This window comes from Azorhizophilus paspali, assembly GCF_043587585.2.
In the GTDB taxonomy this organism is placed as follows: Bacteria; Pseudomonadota; Gammaproteobacteria; order Pseudomonadales; family Pseudomonadaceae; genus Azotobacter; species Azotobacter paspali.
On record NZ_CP171449.1, the window covers coordinates 1,155,452 to 1,171,638 of the forward strand.

At 65.7% G+C, this 16,187-nt stretch carries 10 protein-coding genes; 9 read left to right on the forward strand and 1 reads right to left on the reverse strand.

The features are described 5' to 3' along the window. The first annotated feature begins 12 nt into the window (after window positions 1-12). On the forward strand, window positions 13-1,074 hold the full coding sequence (dinB, locus tag ACGI6K_RS05770; protein ID WP_376941896.1) for a DNA polymerase IV: 1,062 nt from the start codon (window positions 13-15) through the stop codon (window positions 1,072-1,074). Window positions 1,075-1,100: 26 nt separating this feature from the next. Here the strand turns inward: dinB and ACGI6K_RS05775 are convergent, their stop codons facing one another. Continuing rightward, window positions 1,101-3,854 carry a response regulator gene (locus ACGI6K_RS05775; RefSeq protein ID WP_376941898.1) on the reverse strand — a complete coding sequence of 918 codons (2,754 nt, stop codon included), beginning with the start codon at window positions 3,852-3,854 and terminating at the stop codon, window positions 1,101-1,103. 318 nt (window positions 3,855-4,172) lie between these two features. Here ACGI6K_RS05775 and cysM point away from each other — a divergent pair, with 318 nt between their 5' ends. The 8 genes from cysM (at window position 4,173) to ACGI6K_RS05815 (ending at window position 16,155) form a co-directional block, all read left to right on the forward strand. Then, window positions 4,173-5,072, forward strand: a complete 900-nt coding sequence (gene cysM / locus ACGI6K_RS05780; protein WP_376941900.1) for a cysteine synthase CysM — start codon at window positions 4,173-4,175, stop codon at window positions 5,070-5,072. Between the two features lie 32 nt (window positions 5,073-5,104). Then, complete coding sequence (rlmD, locus tag ACGI6K_RS05785) at window positions 5,105-6,472, forward strand: 23S rRNA (uracil(1939)-C(5))-methyltransferase RlmD (RefSeq protein ID WP_376941902.1); 1,368 nt, start codon at window positions 5,105-5,107, stop codon at window positions 6,470-6,472. 113 nt (window positions 6,473-6,585) lie between these two features. After that, the gene (gene relA, locus ACGI6K_RS05790) at window positions 6,586-8,835 is read left to right on the forward strand and encodes a GTP diphosphokinase (protein ID WP_376941904.1); all 2,250 of its coding nucleotides are present in this window, start codon (window positions 6,586-6,588) and stop codon (window positions 8,833-8,835) included. A gap of 391 nt (window positions 8,836-9,226) precedes the next feature. Then, complete coding sequence (locus ACGI6K_RS05795) at window positions 9,227-9,928, forward strand: response regulator transcription factor (protein ID WP_376941906.1); 702 nt, start codon at window positions 9,227-9,229, stop codon at window positions 9,926-9,928. After that, window positions 9,929-11,260, forward strand: a complete 1,332-nt coding sequence (locus ACGI6K_RS05800; protein ID WP_376941908.1) for a sensor histidine kinase — start codon at window positions 9,929-9,931, stop codon at window positions 11,258-11,260. It begins immediately after the preceding gene. Window positions 11,261-11,443: 183 nt separating this feature from the next. Further along, the gene (locus tag ACGI6K_RS05805; protein WP_376941910.1) at window positions 11,444-13,693 is read left to right on the forward strand and encodes a TonB-dependent siderophore receptor; all 2,250 of its coding nucleotides are present in this window, start codon (window positions 11,444-11,446) and stop codon (window positions 13,691-13,693) included. Between the two features lie 15 nt (window positions 13,694-13,708). Further along, window positions 13,709-15,202 (forward strand): class I SAM-dependent methyltransferase, encoded by a 1,494-nt coding sequence (locus tag ACGI6K_RS05810; RefSeq protein WP_376941912.1) that lies wholly within the window; start codon window positions 13,709-13,711, stop codon window positions 15,200-15,202. Continuing rightward, complete coding sequence (locus tag ACGI6K_RS05815; RefSeq protein WP_376941914.1) at window positions 15,199-16,155, forward strand: alpha/beta hydrolase; 957 nt, start codon at window positions 15,199-15,201, stop codon at window positions 16,153-16,155. Before ACGI6K_RS05810 ends, ACGI6K_RS05815 begins: the two co-directional genes overlap by 4 nt. Window positions 16,156-16,187 lie beyond the last annotated feature (32 nt).

Here is a 16,187-nt window from a genome sequence, read left to right on the forward strand (position 1 = left end):
CATACGGGTGCCATGAGCGGCAGAAAGATCATCCACGTCGATTGCGACTGTTTCTACGCAGCCATCGAGATGCGCGACGATCCTCGCCTGGCCGGCCGGCCGTTGGCGGTGGGTGGCGCGCCGGATCGGCGTGGGGTGATTGCCACCTGCAATTACGAAGCGCGCGCCTATGGCGTGCGTTCGGCGATGCCCGCGCGACAGGCGTTGAAGCTCTGTCCGGAGTTGTTGATCGTCAGGCCGCGGTTCGAGGCTTACAAGGTTGTGTCACGGGAGATCCAGCGCATCCTGCGCGACTATACCGAACTGGTCGAGCCGCTGTCGCTGGACGAGGCTTACCTGGACGTTTCCACCAGTCCGCACTTTTCCGGCAGTGCCACGCGCATCGCCCAGGACATTCGGCGGCGCATCTGGCAGGAACTGCGCGTCACGGTGTCGGCCGGTGTCGCTCCCAACAAGTTCCTCGCCAAGATCGCCAGCGATTGGCGCAAGCCCGATGGCCTGTTCGTGATCCCACCGGCCGAGGTCGAGGCCTTTGTCGCCGAACTGCCGGTGAGCCGGTTGCACGGCGTCGGCAAGGTCACCGCCGAGCGTCTCGCGCGCCTGGGCATTCGTACCTGCGCCGAGTTGCGTCAGTGGAGCCGGTTGGCCCTGATGCGCGAGTTCGGCAGCTTCGGCGAGCGTCTGGCCCTGCTGGCGCGCGGGATCGACGAGCGTCCGGTGACGGTCGACAGTCGCCGCCAATCGCTGAGCGTGGAGCGCACCTACGAACGGGATCTGCCGGATCTGGCCGCCTGCCTGGAACAACTGTCGCCACTGCTGGAGGCCCTCCACGGGCGCCTAGCGCGGTTGGATGGCGGCTACCGACCGGACAAGCCCTTCGTCAAGGTGAAGTTCCACGATTTCACCCAGACCACCCTGGAGCAGGCCGGCGCCGGTCGGGACCTGGATAGCTACCGGCTGCTGCTCGGCGCCGCCTTCGCCCGCGGCAGCCGGCCGGTGCGTCTGCTCGGCGTCGGTGTGCGGCTGCTCGACCGGCGCGAGGAAGGCCAGCAACTGGAGCTGTTCGCGCCGTAGCCGGCGGCACCGTTCCCGGTTTGCGCTCAGGCACCGAATTTCGCCTCGCCGGCCAGGCGCAAGATGGCCGCGTCGAGTTCGTCCAGGGCGGTATCGGCCGCCGGAGCGTGCTGTTTGAGCAGGGTTTCGCTGTGCTGGCAGGCGGCGCGCAACTGGGGAACGCCGCAGTAGCGGGTGGCCCCGTGCAAACGATGCACTCGTTCGATCAGCGCGGCGCGGTCGCCGTCCCGGCGTGCCTGGTGAATCGCCTGGCGGTCAGCATCCAGCGAGGCCAGCAACATGCTCAGCATGTCGGCGGCCAGGTTGGGCTTGCCGGCGGCCAGGCGCAGGCCTTCCTCGGAGTCCAGCACGCTGAGGTGGCCGATGGATGCCGGCTGGACCTCGTGGACCTGCTGGGCGCCGGGCAAGCGCAGGTGTAGCCGGGTCCATTTTTGCACTATCTGGGCCAACTGGCGTTCGTTGATCGGTTTGGTCATGTAGTCGTCCATGCCGCTCTGCAGCAGGGCGCGCCGTTCGTTGGCCAGGGCGTGGGCAGTGAGGGCGATGATCGGCGTATGGCGCTGTTCCGGCTGTCTGGCCTCCCATTGGCGAATCGCCCGGGTGGCCTGGCGGCCGTCCATGCCGGGCATCTGCACGTCCATGAAGATCAGGTCGAAGCGTTCCCGCTGAGTGGCCTCCACTGCGGCCTGGCCGCTGTCGGCTACGGTGACCACGGCACCCATGTCGCCGAGCAGGGTCTGTACCAGCAGCAGGTTGGCCGGGTTGTCGTCGACGCAGAGCAGGCGCGGCGCGCGGTTGCCCAGCGGGCCGAGTGTCTGCGAGCCGGTCGGCTGAGGCGTGAGCAGTTCGCTGAGGGCTGCTTGCAGCTTGTCGCGGTGCGCCGGTTTGCTTTGCAACTGGATCTGTGCATCCGGCAGGACCTCCTGGTAGAACATCTGTTCGGTGGTGGGGCAGAGCACCAGGCACTTGCAGCCGAGCCGTTCGAGGTCGGCGATGCGCTGGGCCAGTTCATCGGTACTGGTGTCGCGGCTGGTCACCCCGAGCACCGTCAAGCCGATCGGCCGTTCTTCCTGGCGTGTGGCGGCGACGCCGGCTAGCAGGCCGTCGAATTCGGCGAAGGACTGTACTTCCAGGCCGCAGTCTTCCAACTGGTGCTGGATCGACTGGCGGGCAAGTTCGTGTTGCTCGAGCAGTGCGACCCGGTGGCCGTGCAGGGCGGTCGGCGGCTCGTCCTCGCTGTGATCGTCGAGCGGCAGGGACAGGCGGATCCAGAACTCGGAGCCTTCGCCCGGCACGCTGTTGACGCCTATCTCGCCACCCATCTGCTCGATCAGGCGCTTGGAGATGACCAGGCCGAGGCCGGTGCCGCCGGCCTGGCGGGTCAGCGAATTGTCGGCCTGGCTGAAAGCCTGGAACAGGGCGTTCAGATCTTCCTGGGACAGGCCGATGCCGGTGTCGTGCACGCTGATCCGCAACTGAGCGAACTCCTCGCCGATGTCCTCGACCATGGCGCGCACGGCAATGGTGCCTTCGTTGGTGAACTTGATGGCGTTGCTGATCAGATTGGTGAGGACCTGGCGGAGCCGCTGGGGATCGCCGTTCAGCGCCAGGGGCGTGTCGCGATAGATTAGGCTGACCAGTTCGAGGTGCTTGGCGTGGGCCGCCGGGGCGAGGATGGTGAGAGTATCCTGGATGAGTTCGCGCAGGTTGAAGGGTGTGTGTTCGAGAACCAGCTTGCCGGCTTCGATCTTCGAGAAGTCGAGGATCTCGTTGATGATGTCGAGCAGGCTGTCGGCGGACTTCTGGATGGTGTTCAGGTAGTCGTGCTGGCGGGGCGTCAGCTCGCATTTCTGCAACAGGTTGGTGAAACCGATGATGCCGTTCAGCGGGGTGCGGATCTCGTGGCTCATGTTGGCGAGGAATTCGGATTTGATCCGGCTCGCCTCCAGGGCCTCGCGGCGCGCCATGTCCAGTTCGATGTTCTGGATCTCGATGGTTTCCAGGTTCTGGCGCACGTCCTCGGTGGCCTGGTCGATGCTGTTCTGCATCTCTTCCTGGGCGTGCTGCATGACTTCGGCCATGCGGTTGATGCCGGCGGCCAATTCGTCCAATTCGTGGCTGCGCAGGGATGGCAGGCGGGTTTCCAGATGGCCGTCGCGCAGTTGCGACACGCCCTGCTGGATACGCCGCAGCGGGTCGCTGATCGAGCGCCCGACGCGCAGGGCGAGGAAGGCGCTGACCAGCAGCACGGAGAGACTCAGCAGCAGGCTGGCCAGCAGGTTGCGGTAGCCCTGCAACAGGGCGTTATGGTGCGATATCTCCAAGGCGATCCAGCCGAGCAGGTGGTCGTCTTGGTCGTTGCTGCCGCTGGCCAGGTTCTGGTGGTAGCCGAGCACCGGCATCAGTAGGTGGGTGGCGCTGTTGTCGCGGACCATGGTCAGTTGGGTCGGGTCCTGAGGCGGCAGCGGGCCGTTGAGGCTCGGGCCGGCATGTACGATGGTGCCCAGTTCGCTGTCGAGAAAGCTCACTGCACGGATGTCGGTCTGGTCCAGTACTCGATTGGCGATACGCTGCAGGCGATTGTGGTAGTTCTGCGCCAGAGCGGGAGCGGCCAGCGGAGCCAGTTGCTGGACGATCAACTGACCGCGTCCCACCAGGTTACCGTGCATCTCGGCCAACTGCTGCCAGGTGAAGTAGCTGCCCAGGACCAGTGCCAGCAGGCAACTGGGCAGCAGGGTTAGCATGGCGATGCGGGTCTTGATGCTGAAGTCGTGGAACACCCCGATTCTCCGTGAGGGATTTGGGAAGGCAGTGAGTGTAGCGACAGACCCGACGACACAATAGAAGCGTTCTCATAACCATTTGGAATGTAAGTGCACCGATTCCAGATGATGGTCTGCAGCGCTTTGCCGGCTATCATAGGCTCCCCTGTGGCCTGACGGCTCCGACTCCGCTTTCCGGGAGCGAAGCCCTTTGCCAGGCCGGGTGTCGCGGCGGCCCATGCTGGGAGCATGGCGAGCGACGCCCATGCAGCATGGCGGCAGGAATGCCGTGCGGACCGAGCAGCCCATTTCCGATTCAGGACACCGAGCGTTTCCATGACAGTGCATTTTCCCACCATCGCCGAGTGCATCGGCAATACCCCGCTGGTGCGTCTGCAGCGCCTGCCGGGAGAAACCTCGAACACCCTGCTGGTCAAGCTGGAGGGCAACAATCCGGCCGGTTCGGTGAAGGACCGCCCGGCACTGTCGATGATCACCCGCGCCGAGCTGCGCGGCGACATCTGCCCCGGCGATACCCTGATCGAGGCCACTTCCGGCAACACCGGCATCGCCCTGGCCATGGCGGCAGCGATCAAGGGCTACCGGATGATCCTGATCATGCCGGACAACATGAGCGCCGAGCGCAAGGCGGCGATGACCGCCTATGGCGCCGAGCTACTGCTGGTGAGCAAGGCCGAGGGCATGGAGGGTGCCCGAGACCTGGCACTAAAGATGCAGGGCGAGGGGCGCGGCAAGGTGCTCGACCAGTTCGGCAACCAAGACAACCCGCAGGCCCACTACGAGGGCACTGGCCCGGAGATCTGGAGCCAGACCCAGGGCCTCATTACCCACTTCATCAGTTCCATGGGCACCACCGGCACCATCATGGGTACCTCGCGCTATCTCAAGGAGCAGAACCCGGCGATACGCATCGTCGGCCTGCAGCCGCAGGAGGGCTCGGCGATTCCCGGCATCCGCCGCTGGCCGCAGGAGTACCTGCCGAAGATCTTCGATGCCTCCCGGGTCGATCAGGTGATCGACATGGCGCAGAGCGAAGCCGAAGACACCATGCGCCGCCTGGCCCGCGAGGAGGGTATCTTCTGCGGCGTGTCCTCGGGCGGGGCGGTGGCGGCCATGCTGCGCCTGTCGCGCGAGGTGGAGAATGCGGTGCTGGTGGCGATCATCTGCGACCGCGGCGATCGCTATCTGTCTACAGGTGTCTATGACCAGCCTTGAATCGATCTCCACACCGGGCGGGGCCTTCCGACGTGACTAGACGTACCGGCGGCCTGCGCTTCCAACCCAGCGGCGGTGCCCGCTCGGCGCCCTTGCAGGCGGGCAGGAAGCAGGTCCTGAGCATCGAGCGCCTGGCCCACGACGGCCGGGGCATCGCCTTCGTCGACGGCCGCACTTGGTTCGTCTCCGGCGCCTTGGCCGGCGAGCAGGTCGAGGCCCGTGTCCTCGGTGCGCGCAACCGTATCGTCGATGCCCACGCCGAGCGCATCCTGGCCGCTGGCCCATTGCGCCGCGTCGCGCCCTGCGCGCATGCCGGCCGTTGCGGCGGCTGCACCCTGCAGGCATTGCCCCATGCCGAGCAACTGGCCCTGAAGCAGCGCACCCTCGCCGAGCAACTGGCGCGCTTCGCCGGCCTCGCACCCGAGAAGTGGGCACCGCCCCTGGTCGGTCCGGAATTCGGTTACCGCCGCCGGGCGCGCATCGCGGTGCGCTGGAATGCCACTTCCGGCCGGCTGGAGGTGGGCTTTCGCGCCGCGGCTAGCCAAGCGATCGTCACCATCGACGATTGCCCGGTGCTGGTGTGGCCACTGCAGCCCATCCTGCGCGCCTTGCCCACGCTTCTCCACGGTCTGGCAAGGCCCCGGGCGCTGGGCCATGTCGAGTTATTCCACGGCAATACAAGCGCCATTCTGGTGCGCCATACTGCGCCCCTTGCGGACGCTGATCTGCAGCGCCTGCGTGTCTTCTGTCGCGAATACTCCGCCCAGCTCTGGCTGCAGGGGCGGGACGAGCCACGGGCGGACGCATTGGAAGAAGCCCCGCTGGGCTACCGCCTGGAGCCCTGGGGGCTGGAGCTGGGCTACCGTCCCGGCGACTTCGTGCAGGTCAACGCCGTGGTGAACGAGTCGATGGTCGTCCAGGCCCTGGAGTGGCTGGCACCTCGGCCGGAGGAGCGGGTGCTCGATCTGTTCAGCGGTCTGGGCAACTTCGCCCTGCCGCTGGCGCAGCGCTCGCGCGAGGTGGTGGCGGTGGAGGGAGTGGCGCCGATGGTCGAGCGCGGCAGGGAAAATGCGAGTCGCAACGGATTGAATAACCTGCACTTCTGGCAGGCGGACCTGTCGAAGCCGCTGGCAGGGGCGTCCTGGGCTGCCGCCGGTTTTGCCGCGGTGTTGTGCGATCCGCCCCGTGACGGCGCGCTGGAGGCCATGCGGCAGGTGGGCAGCCTGGGAGCCGGGCGGGTGCTATATGTTTCCTGCAATCCGGCGACCCTGGCGCGGGATGCCGCGGAACTGGCCGGACAGGGCTATCGGCTGCGGCGTGCCGGTATTCTCGACATGTTCCCGCAGACCGCCCATGTCGAGGCCATGGCGTTGTTCGAGAGAGAGCCCGCGGCGGGCTGAGGCAGGGCGTCGAGTCTCGCCGGCAGGTAGAGCCGCATTTTTCGTTTCCAGGCAGCCCGATTCCGGCTGATGTTTGTTCGGCATGGAAGACATGCTGGGGGAAAGGTAGATACATGGTACAGGTGAGAGCGCAGCAGCCGGTCAACACCGACGGCAGCATCAATCTTGAGGCTTGGCTGGATCATGTCCTGAAGATGGACCCGGCCCTGGAGCGCGAGGCCCTGAAGACGGCCTGCGAGTACGTCCGCGAGGCCGAGCGACGGGCCCGGCCGGATGCGGAGAGGCCTGCCGTCGGCACGTCCACTTTCCTGGTCGGCCTGGAGATCGCGGAAATTCTCGCCGACCTCAAGCTGGACCAGGATTCCCTGGTCGCCGCCGTGCTTTATCGCGGCGTGCGCCAGAAGCAGATCGTCCTGGATGAGGTGCAGCAGCGTTTCGGCCAGGTGGTCGCCAAGCTGATCGAGGGCGTGCTGCGCATGGCGGCGATCAGCGACAGCCTCAATCCGCGCGAGTCCCTGGTGCTGGATGCCCAGACCCAGGTGGAGAACCTGCGCAAGATGCTGGTGGCGATGGTCGATGACGTGCGTGTCGCCCTGATCAAGCTGGCCGAGCGTACCTGCGCGATCCGCGCGGTCAAGCACGCCGACGAGGAGCGGCGTCAGCGCGTCGCCCGCGAGGTGTCCGCCATCTATGCGCCGCTGGCCCATCGCCTCGGCATCGGTCACATCAAGTGGGAGCTGGAGGATCTGGCTTTCCGCTACCTCGAGCCCGAGCAGTACAAGCAGATCGCCAAGCTGCTCCACGAGCGCCGGCTCGACCGCGAGCAGTTCATCGCCAAGGTCGTCCAGGAGCTCAAGGAGGCGCTGGCCGGCGCCGGCATCAAGGCCGACATAAACGGTCGGGCCAAGCACATCTACTCGATCTGGCGCAAGATGCAGAAGAAGGGGCTGCAGTTCAGCCAGATCTACGACGTTCGCGCCGTGCGCGTGCTGGTTCCGGAAGTGCGCGACTGCTATACCGCCCTCGGCATCGTCCACTCGCTGTGGCGGCACATCCCCAGGGAATTCGACGACTACATCGCCAATCCCAAGGAAAATGGTTACCGCTCGTTGCACACCGCGGTGATCGGACCGGACGGCAAGACCCTGGAAGTGCAGATCCGCACCCACGGCATGCACGAGGAGGCCGAACTGGGTGTCTGCGCCCACTGGCGCTACAAGGGCACCGACCTCAAGTCCACTTCCAGCCATTACGAGGAGAAGATCGCCTGGCTGCGCCAGGTGCTCGAGTGGCACGAGGAGCTGGGCGACATCGGCGGCCTGGCCGAGCAGTTGCAGGTCGACATCGAGCCTGACCGGGTCTACGTGTTCACCCCTGACGGCCACGCCATCGACCTGCCCAAGGGCGCCACGCCACTGGACTTCGCCTACCGGGTACACACCGAGATCGGCCACAACTGCCGCGGCGCCAAGATCGACGGGCGCATAGTGCCGCTCAATTACACCCTGCAGACCGGCGAGCAGGTGGAGATCATCACCGGCAAGAACGGCTCGCCGAGCCGCGACTGGCTGAACTCCAACCTCGGATACATCACCACCTCGCGGGCCCGGGCGAAGATCGTCCACTGGTTCAAGCTGCAGGCGCGCGACCAGAACGTCGCCGCCGGCAAGGTGCTGCTCGAGCGCGAACTCGCCCGGCTCGACCTGACGCCGGTGGATTACGACCGGCTGGCGGAAAAGAGCAACCTGAAGACCGCCGAGGACCTGTTCGCCGCCCTAGGCGCCGGCGACCTGCGTCTGGCCCACGTGGTCGGGCTGGCCCAGCAACTGGTCGAGCCGGAGCGCAGCACCGGGCAGTTCGAGCTGATTCCGCGCAAGGCCGGCGTTCCGCACAAACCGGGCAAGCGCGACGACATCCAGATCCAGGGCGTGGGCAACCTGCTGACACAGATGGCCGGCTGCTGCCAGCCGTTGCCCGGCGACCCCATCGTCGGCTACATCACCCAGGGCCGCGGGGTCACCATCCATCGCCAGGACTGCGCCAACGCCCTGCAACTGGCCAGCCGCGAGCCGGAGCGGATCATCCAGGTTAGCTGGGGGCCGGTGCCGGTGCAGACCTATCCGGTGGATATCTTCATTCACGCCTACGACCGCTCCGGCCTGTTGCGCGACGTGTCCCAGGTGCTGCTCAACGAGCGGATCAACGTGCTGGCCGCCAACACCCTGTCGAACAAGGAAGACAGCACGGCGCAGATGGTCCTGACCATCGAGATCCCCGGACTGGATGCCCTCGGCCGGCTGCTGGCGCGTATCGCCCAGTTGCCCAACGTGATCGAGGCGCGCCGCCACCGCGCGGTTTCCTGACGCTGCGGACCCAGGGCCTTTCAAGGGCTTTGGCTGCCGGCCGGCAAGGACTGGGGCGGACTCGTCCGCGACGCGCGACCGTAGCCAGAGCGTCGCGGGCAAGCCGCAGAAGTGGTAACGGTGCAGCCTTGCTCAGCGGCGCACGGGTCCTGCTGGGCAATCGTTGTGCGGAACGCTCACCGGATGAGGCGGATTTGTCCGCGACAAGGGATGACCGGCGCCAAGGCATCGCGAGCAGGCTCGCTCCTGTCGGGGCGGGTCCAACCCGGCTCACCGGGCTCTTGGCCAAGGGGATGCGTGCAAGACTTTGGGAGGGGCCTGACTGTTGGCCCGGGTAGACGTACTCCGTAGCATATGAAATAGAATTGTTCGTATTTTGCTGAGTTGAAAGATGATGTGCTTTCCCAATCGCCGCATCCTGGTCATCGAGGACGATCCTCTGTTGGGCGTCCACCTGAACGAGCATCTGGAGCGTCGAGGCTTTGTCGTGACGCTGTGCAGCGACGGCCACAGTGGTCTAGAGCTGGCTAGCGAATGCGACTTCGATCTGATCCTCCTGGACATTCTGCTGCCCGGACTCAACGGTCTCGAGGTACTGGCCCGGCTGCGCCAGCGGCGGCATGTCCCGGTCATTCTGATTTCCGCGCTGGGTGACGAGCAGGATCGCATCACCGGCTTCAGCCGCGGGGCCGATGACTACCTGCCCAAGCCTTTCAGCATGGGCGAGTTGCAGGTGCGCATCGAGGCGATCCTGCGGCGCGTCGCCTACGAGCGCAGGCAGCCCGTGCATTGGGGCGGCTCTGCATTGCTCCTCGACGAGGTGCGCTGTGATGTCCGGCATGGCGATGGCTGGGCCGGATTGACGCTGACCGAATACCGTCTGCTGGAAACCTTCGCACGTCATCCGGGCGAGGTGCTGAGCAAGCCGTTTCTGTACCAGCAGGTATTGCGTCGGGGCTATTCCCAGTACGATCGCAGTCTCGACATGCATATCAGCAACATCCGGCGCAAGCTGGCCGGTCTGGGCGTTCAGGGTGTCCGGCTGGAGACGGTATGGGGCAAGGGCTATCTGCTGGAACTGCAGGTGGCTTGAGTGCCGGGCCGTCATTCGCTGTTCTGGCGGCTGGCCGCGCTGTTGGTCGCTTTCTGCCTGCTGGTGATTTTTTTGATCGGCTCCTGGGGCCGCTGGATCGATCAGCAGACCTCTTACCTTTCCGACGAGGCTCGCCAGGTCCTGCGAGGCTACGCCGGTGAAGCCGCCCGTGTGGCCAGGGAAGGACCCGAAGCCGTGGATGCCTTTCTGCGCGACCTGAGGTCGCGGGAGCCGGGAGCGGCCGATCTGGTGGATGAAAGTCTGCAGTCGTTGGGGAGCCGGCCGCTGATCGAGAGCCGGCGGTTGACCTTTTTGCGCGGCCTGGAGTGGCGAATGAGCCGGCGCAGCCCGGAACTGCCGTTGCTCTCCCTGCCGCTGGCCGACGGGCGCAGCTATCTGGTCATCCAACTGCCCGAGCGCTTTCGTCCCTGGCGTTACCAGGTCCTGTACAAGGCCGCGGTTCAGTTCCTGATTCCCGCTGGCCTGGCCCTGCTGCTCTGCATCGGCCTGTACCGGGTGCTGATCGCGCCGCTGGCGCGTCTGCGCGAACTGGCCAACGCTCTGCACGCGGATAATTTGGAGGCGCGTGTGGACCCGGCGGTCGCGCAGCGCAGCGATGAACTGGGGGAGCTCGGGCGTGCCTTCGATCACATGGCCGGGCGCCTGGAGGACTCGCTGGGCCTGCAGCGCCAATTGCTGCGAGACCTGTCCCACGAGCTGCGCACGCCACTGAGTCGCCTGCAAGTGGCCGGCGAGGCCGGTTTGAACGGCTGCGAACTGGAAGAACGGCTCCTGCGCGAAGTCGGCGTTATGCGAGCCTTGATCGACAGCACCCTGGAACTGGCCTGGATGGATACCGAGCGGCCACAGCCGCCACTGGAGCCGGTGGCGGTGGCCTCGCTATGGGAGATCCTGCGCGAGGATGCCTGTTTCGAAAGCGGCTGGAACCCCCGGCGGCTGCCCTGCCGTCTGCCGCCCGACTGTCTGGTGTGGGGGCACCTCAACAGCCTGGCGCGAGCGCTGGAGAACATTTTGCGCAATGCGATCCGCCATTCGCCGGAGGGCGGTTGCGTCTGCCTGGATGGCCGGATCGAGGACGACCATTGGTTGCTGTGGGTCGAGGATCAGGGGCCAGGGGTGCCGGAGAGGGATTTGGAACGCATCTTCCAGCCTTTTACCCGGCTCAATGCCGCGCGGCCGGGGGGGGACGGATTCGGGCTGGGACTGGCGATCGCCCGCCGGCTGGTTTGCCAGCAGGGGGGCCGGTTGTGGGCGGAATACGGCCGGCCGGGGCTGCGCATGGTGCTGCGCCTGAAAATGTATACTTCGTAAATGCACTTTACTATTAAATGGGAATTTATATCATCTCGCTCGATTTATCGTGTGCCGCCATCTCCGGGATCGAAAGGTCCGCTCGGGCCGGGCGTCGGAATCCTGCATTTCGCTGCCTGCGCTCGGGTCGGTTTCGGTCAGGTAGATGGCCGGTTCGTCCACACATATTGAGTGAGGTAAGGCATGTATCCGCGTTTCAGGCTTGCGCATCTGCCCTTGGCATTGCTGGCGGTTTCTTCACCCCTCCTGGCGGAAGCCGCGGAAGAGGTCACTAGCGAGGAGGGGGCCACGGGTGATGGCTCCTATCAGGCGCAGGAGGGCACCCTCGAACTGGACGATGTGCTGGTCACCGCGGAGCGCGAGCTGAAACAGCAGCCTGGCGTGTCTATTATCACCGCCGACGACATCAAGAAGCGTCCGCCGGTCAACGACCTGTCCGACATCATCCGCAAGATGCCCGGTGTCAACCTCACCGGCAACAGTTCCAGCGGCCAGTACGGCAACAACCGGCAGATCGATATCCGCGGCATGGGCCCGGAGAACACCCTGATCCTGATCGACGGCAAGCCGGTGCGCTCGCGCAACTCGGTGCGCATGGGCCGCAGCGGCGAGCGCAACACGCGCGGCGACACCAACTGGGTGCCGGCGGAACTGGTAGAACGCATCGAGGTGCTGCGCGGCCCGGCGGCGGCGCGCTACGGCTCGGGGGCCATGGGCGGCGTGGTGAACATCATCACCAAGGCGCCGACCGAGAAGACCCATGGCTCGGTCTCCACCTACTACAACAGCCCGGAAAGCGAGTACGAAGGGTTGAGCAAGCGCGTGAACTTCAGCCTCAGCGGACCGCTGGTACAGAATCTCTCCTACCGCATTCACGGTAACGTCAACAAGACCGAGGCCGACCGTCCCGGCCTGAACGCCGCCTATACGGCTAATGGCGGCATCACCCCGCCGGCCGGCAAGGAAGGGGTGCGCAACCGCGACCTCAACGGCATGCTACGTTGGGACCTGACCCCGCAGCAAACCATCGAGATCGAGGGCAGCTATAGCCGCCAGGGCAACATCTACGCCGGCGACCGCGCCGTTAGCACCACGGGCTCCGAATTGCTGAACCAGTTGTTCGGCCGGGAAACCAACATCATGTACCGCCGCGCCGGCTCGCTCACTCACCGCGGCAACTGGGACTGGGGTACCTCGCAACTGGTGTTCTCCTACGAGAACACCCGTAACCGGCGCCTCAACGAGGGCTTGGCCGGCGGCGGCGAGGGCAGTATCAACTCCGGTGGCATGTCCACTTCCGAATATGACAACTACGCGCTGAGCGGCGAGGTGAATATTCCCTTCACCCTTGGCTTCAGCCAGGTGGCGACCCTGGGCTTCGAGTACACCAAAGAGGTGCTGGACGACCCCTTCTCGATGAGCCAGAGCGCCACCGGAATTCCCGGCATCGCGAGTACCGGCCGCGACAGCGAATCGACCAACGAGAACATCGCTTTCTTCGCCGAAACCAACATGCACGTCACCGACCGCTGGACAGTGACCCCCGGCCTGCGCTTCGATAACCATACTGTCTTCGGTAGTATTTGGAGTCCGAGTCTGAACACCTCCTACCAGCTCACCGATGCCATCAGCCTCAAGGGCGGTCTGTCACGGGCCTTCAAGGCGCCGAACTTGTACCAGTCGAACAGTAACTACATCTACTACACCATGGGTAACGGTTGCCCGTCCGATATGCCTGTGTCGAGTCGCCCCGGCGGTTGTTATGTACAAGGTAACGACAACTTGAGCGAGGAAAAGAGCTGGAACTTCGAGGCCGGCATCGCCTACACGCTGGACGGCTGGAACGCCGGCATCACCTACTTCCGCAACGAATACGAAGACAAGATCGTCGCTGGCTTGAACTCGACTTACAAAACTTCGGTGGGCGGGCAGGTCCTGCAGTGGGAGAACGCCGACAAGGCCGTAGTGGCCGGCTGGGAAGGTACTTTGAACATCCCGCTGATGGGCGACCAGGGCGACATCCTGAGTTGGAACACCAACTTCACCTACATGATCGAGAACAAGAACAAGAAGACCGGCGAAATCCTCTCGGTCATTCCCAAGTTCACCGTCAACTCGATCCTCGACTGGCAGGCCACCAAGGCGCTCAACCTGAACCTGAGCATGACCCTCTACGGCTACCAGGACCCGCGCAACATCACCAGCACCGGGGCCGCGGCCACCGGTACCGCCGTCAAGCAGCAGGGCGGTTACACCCTGTGGGCGATCAACGGCAACTACGAGCTGACCAAGAACTGGAGCTTCGGCGCTGGCATCAACAACCTGTTCGACAAGGAAATCAAGCGCGAAGGTACCAACGGCGGCAACGCCGGCGCCTCCAGCTACAACGATCCGGGCCGGGCCTACTACGCTTCGGCGAAATTCACCTTCTGACCACGGGAGTCGAGCTTGAGAGACACCGGCTATGTACTGGATGTGCCCTATCCCCACCATTTCCAGCGGGAGTCGACGCCGCTCTGGCTGTCCTTCGTCGCCTCCGCGCTGGGGATCGCGGCGCCGGACATCTCCGCTCCCTATAGCTGGTGCGAGCTCGGCTGCGGCCAAGGGCTGGGCGCGGCGCTGAACGCCGCGGCCAACCCCCTGGGACGCTTCGTCGCCGTCGATTTCAACCCGCGGCACATCGCCCACGGCCGCGCCCTAGCGCGAGCCGCCGGGCTGGACAACCTCGAATTCGTCGAGGCCGATTTCGCTTCCCTGGCCGGGATAGCCGGGGAACAGCGGGCGCAGTATGACTTCATCGTCCTCAGCGGCGTCTACTCATGGATCTCCGCGGCCGATCGCGAGGCAGTGCGCCATTGCGTGCGCCACTGGCTCAAGCCGGGCGGTATCCTCTATCTCGGCTACATGTGCCAGCCCGGCATGGCGTTTCTGTCCGCGATGCAGCGTTTTCTGCGCTGCCGTGGCGACTCCGTGGCGGGCGACTCGGTGGCCCGGCTACAGGCCGGGCTCGGCCTGCTCGGGCGTATGGAGCAGGGCGGCGCCGGCTTCTTCCGGGAGCATCCGGCGGCGGGACGCTATCTGGCGGCGGGCCGGCGGGAAGACCCGCGGCAGCTAGCCCACGAGCTGCTGAACGCGCACTGGGATTCGCTGCACGTGGCCGATGTCATGGCGGCGCTGTCCGCCTGCGGCTGCGAGTACATCGGCAGCGCCACGCCGCTGGAAAACATCGATGCGCTGTCCCTGCCGGGCAATCTGCTGCCCCTGTTGCAGGAACTGCGCACGCCAGCCGAACGGGAGACCTTCAAGGACCTGGCGCGCAATCAGTCCGAGCGCCGTGATCTCTATCAGAACGGTGTGCGCCGGCTGGATGAGCAGGCGCACCGTCAGGCGCTGCTCGACCAGGTGGTGACGGCTCTCCCGGGGGCGCCGGAAGGTGGCGGCATCGATTTCGATACCCGCATCGGCCCGGTGCAGGGGCAGGCCGGCCTGTTCAGCCCGCTGCTCGGAGCCCTGGCGGCGGGACCGTGTTCTTTCGCCGAACTGGCTCGCCTGCCAGCGCTGCAGGGACAGACCGGGTTGATCAGCCCGGCCCTGCAGATGCTCGCCTGGGCGGGGCACATCCATCCGTTGCTGCCGGGCGAGGTCGCGACCGAGCGTTGCCGGAGCCTGAACCAGGTGCTCTGCGAAAGAGCCTTGCAGGGCACCGCCTACGGCTATCTAGCCGCTCCCAGCCTCGGTTCGGCAGTGGCCGCCGACCGCCTGCAGATGGTGGCCCTGCGGGTTCTGCTGGAGTATCCGGGGATCGCCGGCCGGCTGCTACGGGAGACGATCTGGACCCTGTTGGCGAATGCGGGCGGCCCCGGCGAAGCCGACCTGGAGCAGCGCCTGCTGACCTTCGAGACCGTCGTGTTGCCGCGCTGGCGGCAGATGGGGATGCTATGAACATGCAAGCGCTGCATGCCGTTCTGCTGGGCGCCGTACTGCTCGCCTTCCCGGCCGAATGCGTCCTGGCCAGGCCCGAGCTGGACCGTCCGGCCGGGCCGACCGTCGCCGACACCGGCTCCGCCGCGTATCGCTTCGAAAACCTGAATTTCGTTTCCGCCGATGGCGAGCGGCGTTATCGGGTGGTGGTCGCCATTCCTCGACTCCCGGCCGCCGCCACAGGCTACCCGGCGGTCTATCTGCTCGACGGCAACGCCGCCCTGGCGGCGCTGGACGAGCCGCTTCTGCAGACACTGGCCGGCGACGACCCGCCAGTGATCGTCGCTCTGGGCTATGAGGCGCCGTTGCGTTTCAACGTGCGCTCCCGGGCTTTCGATTACACGCCGCCGCTCGCCGATGGACAGTCTTATGTGGACGAGTTGGCGGGCGACCGCAAGGGTGGGGGAGCCGGCCACTTCCTCGATCTGCTGGAGCAGCGGATCAAGCCGGCGGTCGAGAAGCTCGCCCCGGTCGACCGGTCTCGGCAGACCCTGTGGGGGCATTCCTACGGCGGGCTATTCGTGTTGCACGTCCTGGCCACGCGGCCGGAGGCTTTCCAGTCCTACGCAGCGGCCGATCCGTCGCTCTGGTGGCGTCGCGGTGAGATGATCGAGCGCCTGCGGGCCGTGGCCGGGAGCTGGTCCAGGAGCGGCTTTCGCCTGCTGGTCATGCGCAGCGGCAAGGACCACGACGGCGCAGGGCCGGCTGGCGCCAGTCCCGAGGCAATGGCGGTGCGCCGCCAGGCCGTGGCCAGCGTGCCGGAGGACGCGGCCCGGCAATTGGCCCGCGAGCTTTCCGGCTGGCCGGGGCTGAGCGTGCATTACCGCGAATTTCCAACTCTGACCCATGGCGGCCTGCTGCCGGTTTCGCTCAAGCCGGCGCTGCGCCTGTCCATGGGACATCTCGACGATTGATTAGGGGATAAAACTTGAGCCGTCGATTAACG

Bases quoted from the DNA above. Each gene is read 5' to 3' on its own strand.
- dinB (WP_376941896.1), top strand. From the start codon at position 13: ATGAGCGGCAGAAAGATCATCCACGTCGATTGCGACTGTTTCTACGCA.
- cysM (WP_376941900.1), top strand. From the start codon at position 4,173: ATGACAGTGCATTTTCCCACCATCGCCGAGTGCATCGGCAATACCCCG.
- relA (WP_376941904.1), top strand. From the start codon at position 6,586: ATGGTACAGGTGAGAGCGCAGCAGCCGGTCAACACCGACGGCAGCATC.
- ACGI6K_RS05795 (WP_376941906.1), top strand. From the start codon at position 9,227: ATGATGTGCTTTCCCAATCGCCGCATCCTGGTCATCGAGGACGATCCT.
- ACGI6K_RS05805 (WP_376941910.1), top strand. From the start codon at position 11,444: ATGTATCCGCGTTTCAGGCTTGCGCATCTGCCCTTGGCATTGCTGGCG.
- ACGI6K_RS05815 (WP_376941914.1), top strand. From the start codon at position 15,199: ATGAACATGCAAGCGCTGCATGCCGTTCTGCTGGGCGCCGTACTGCTC.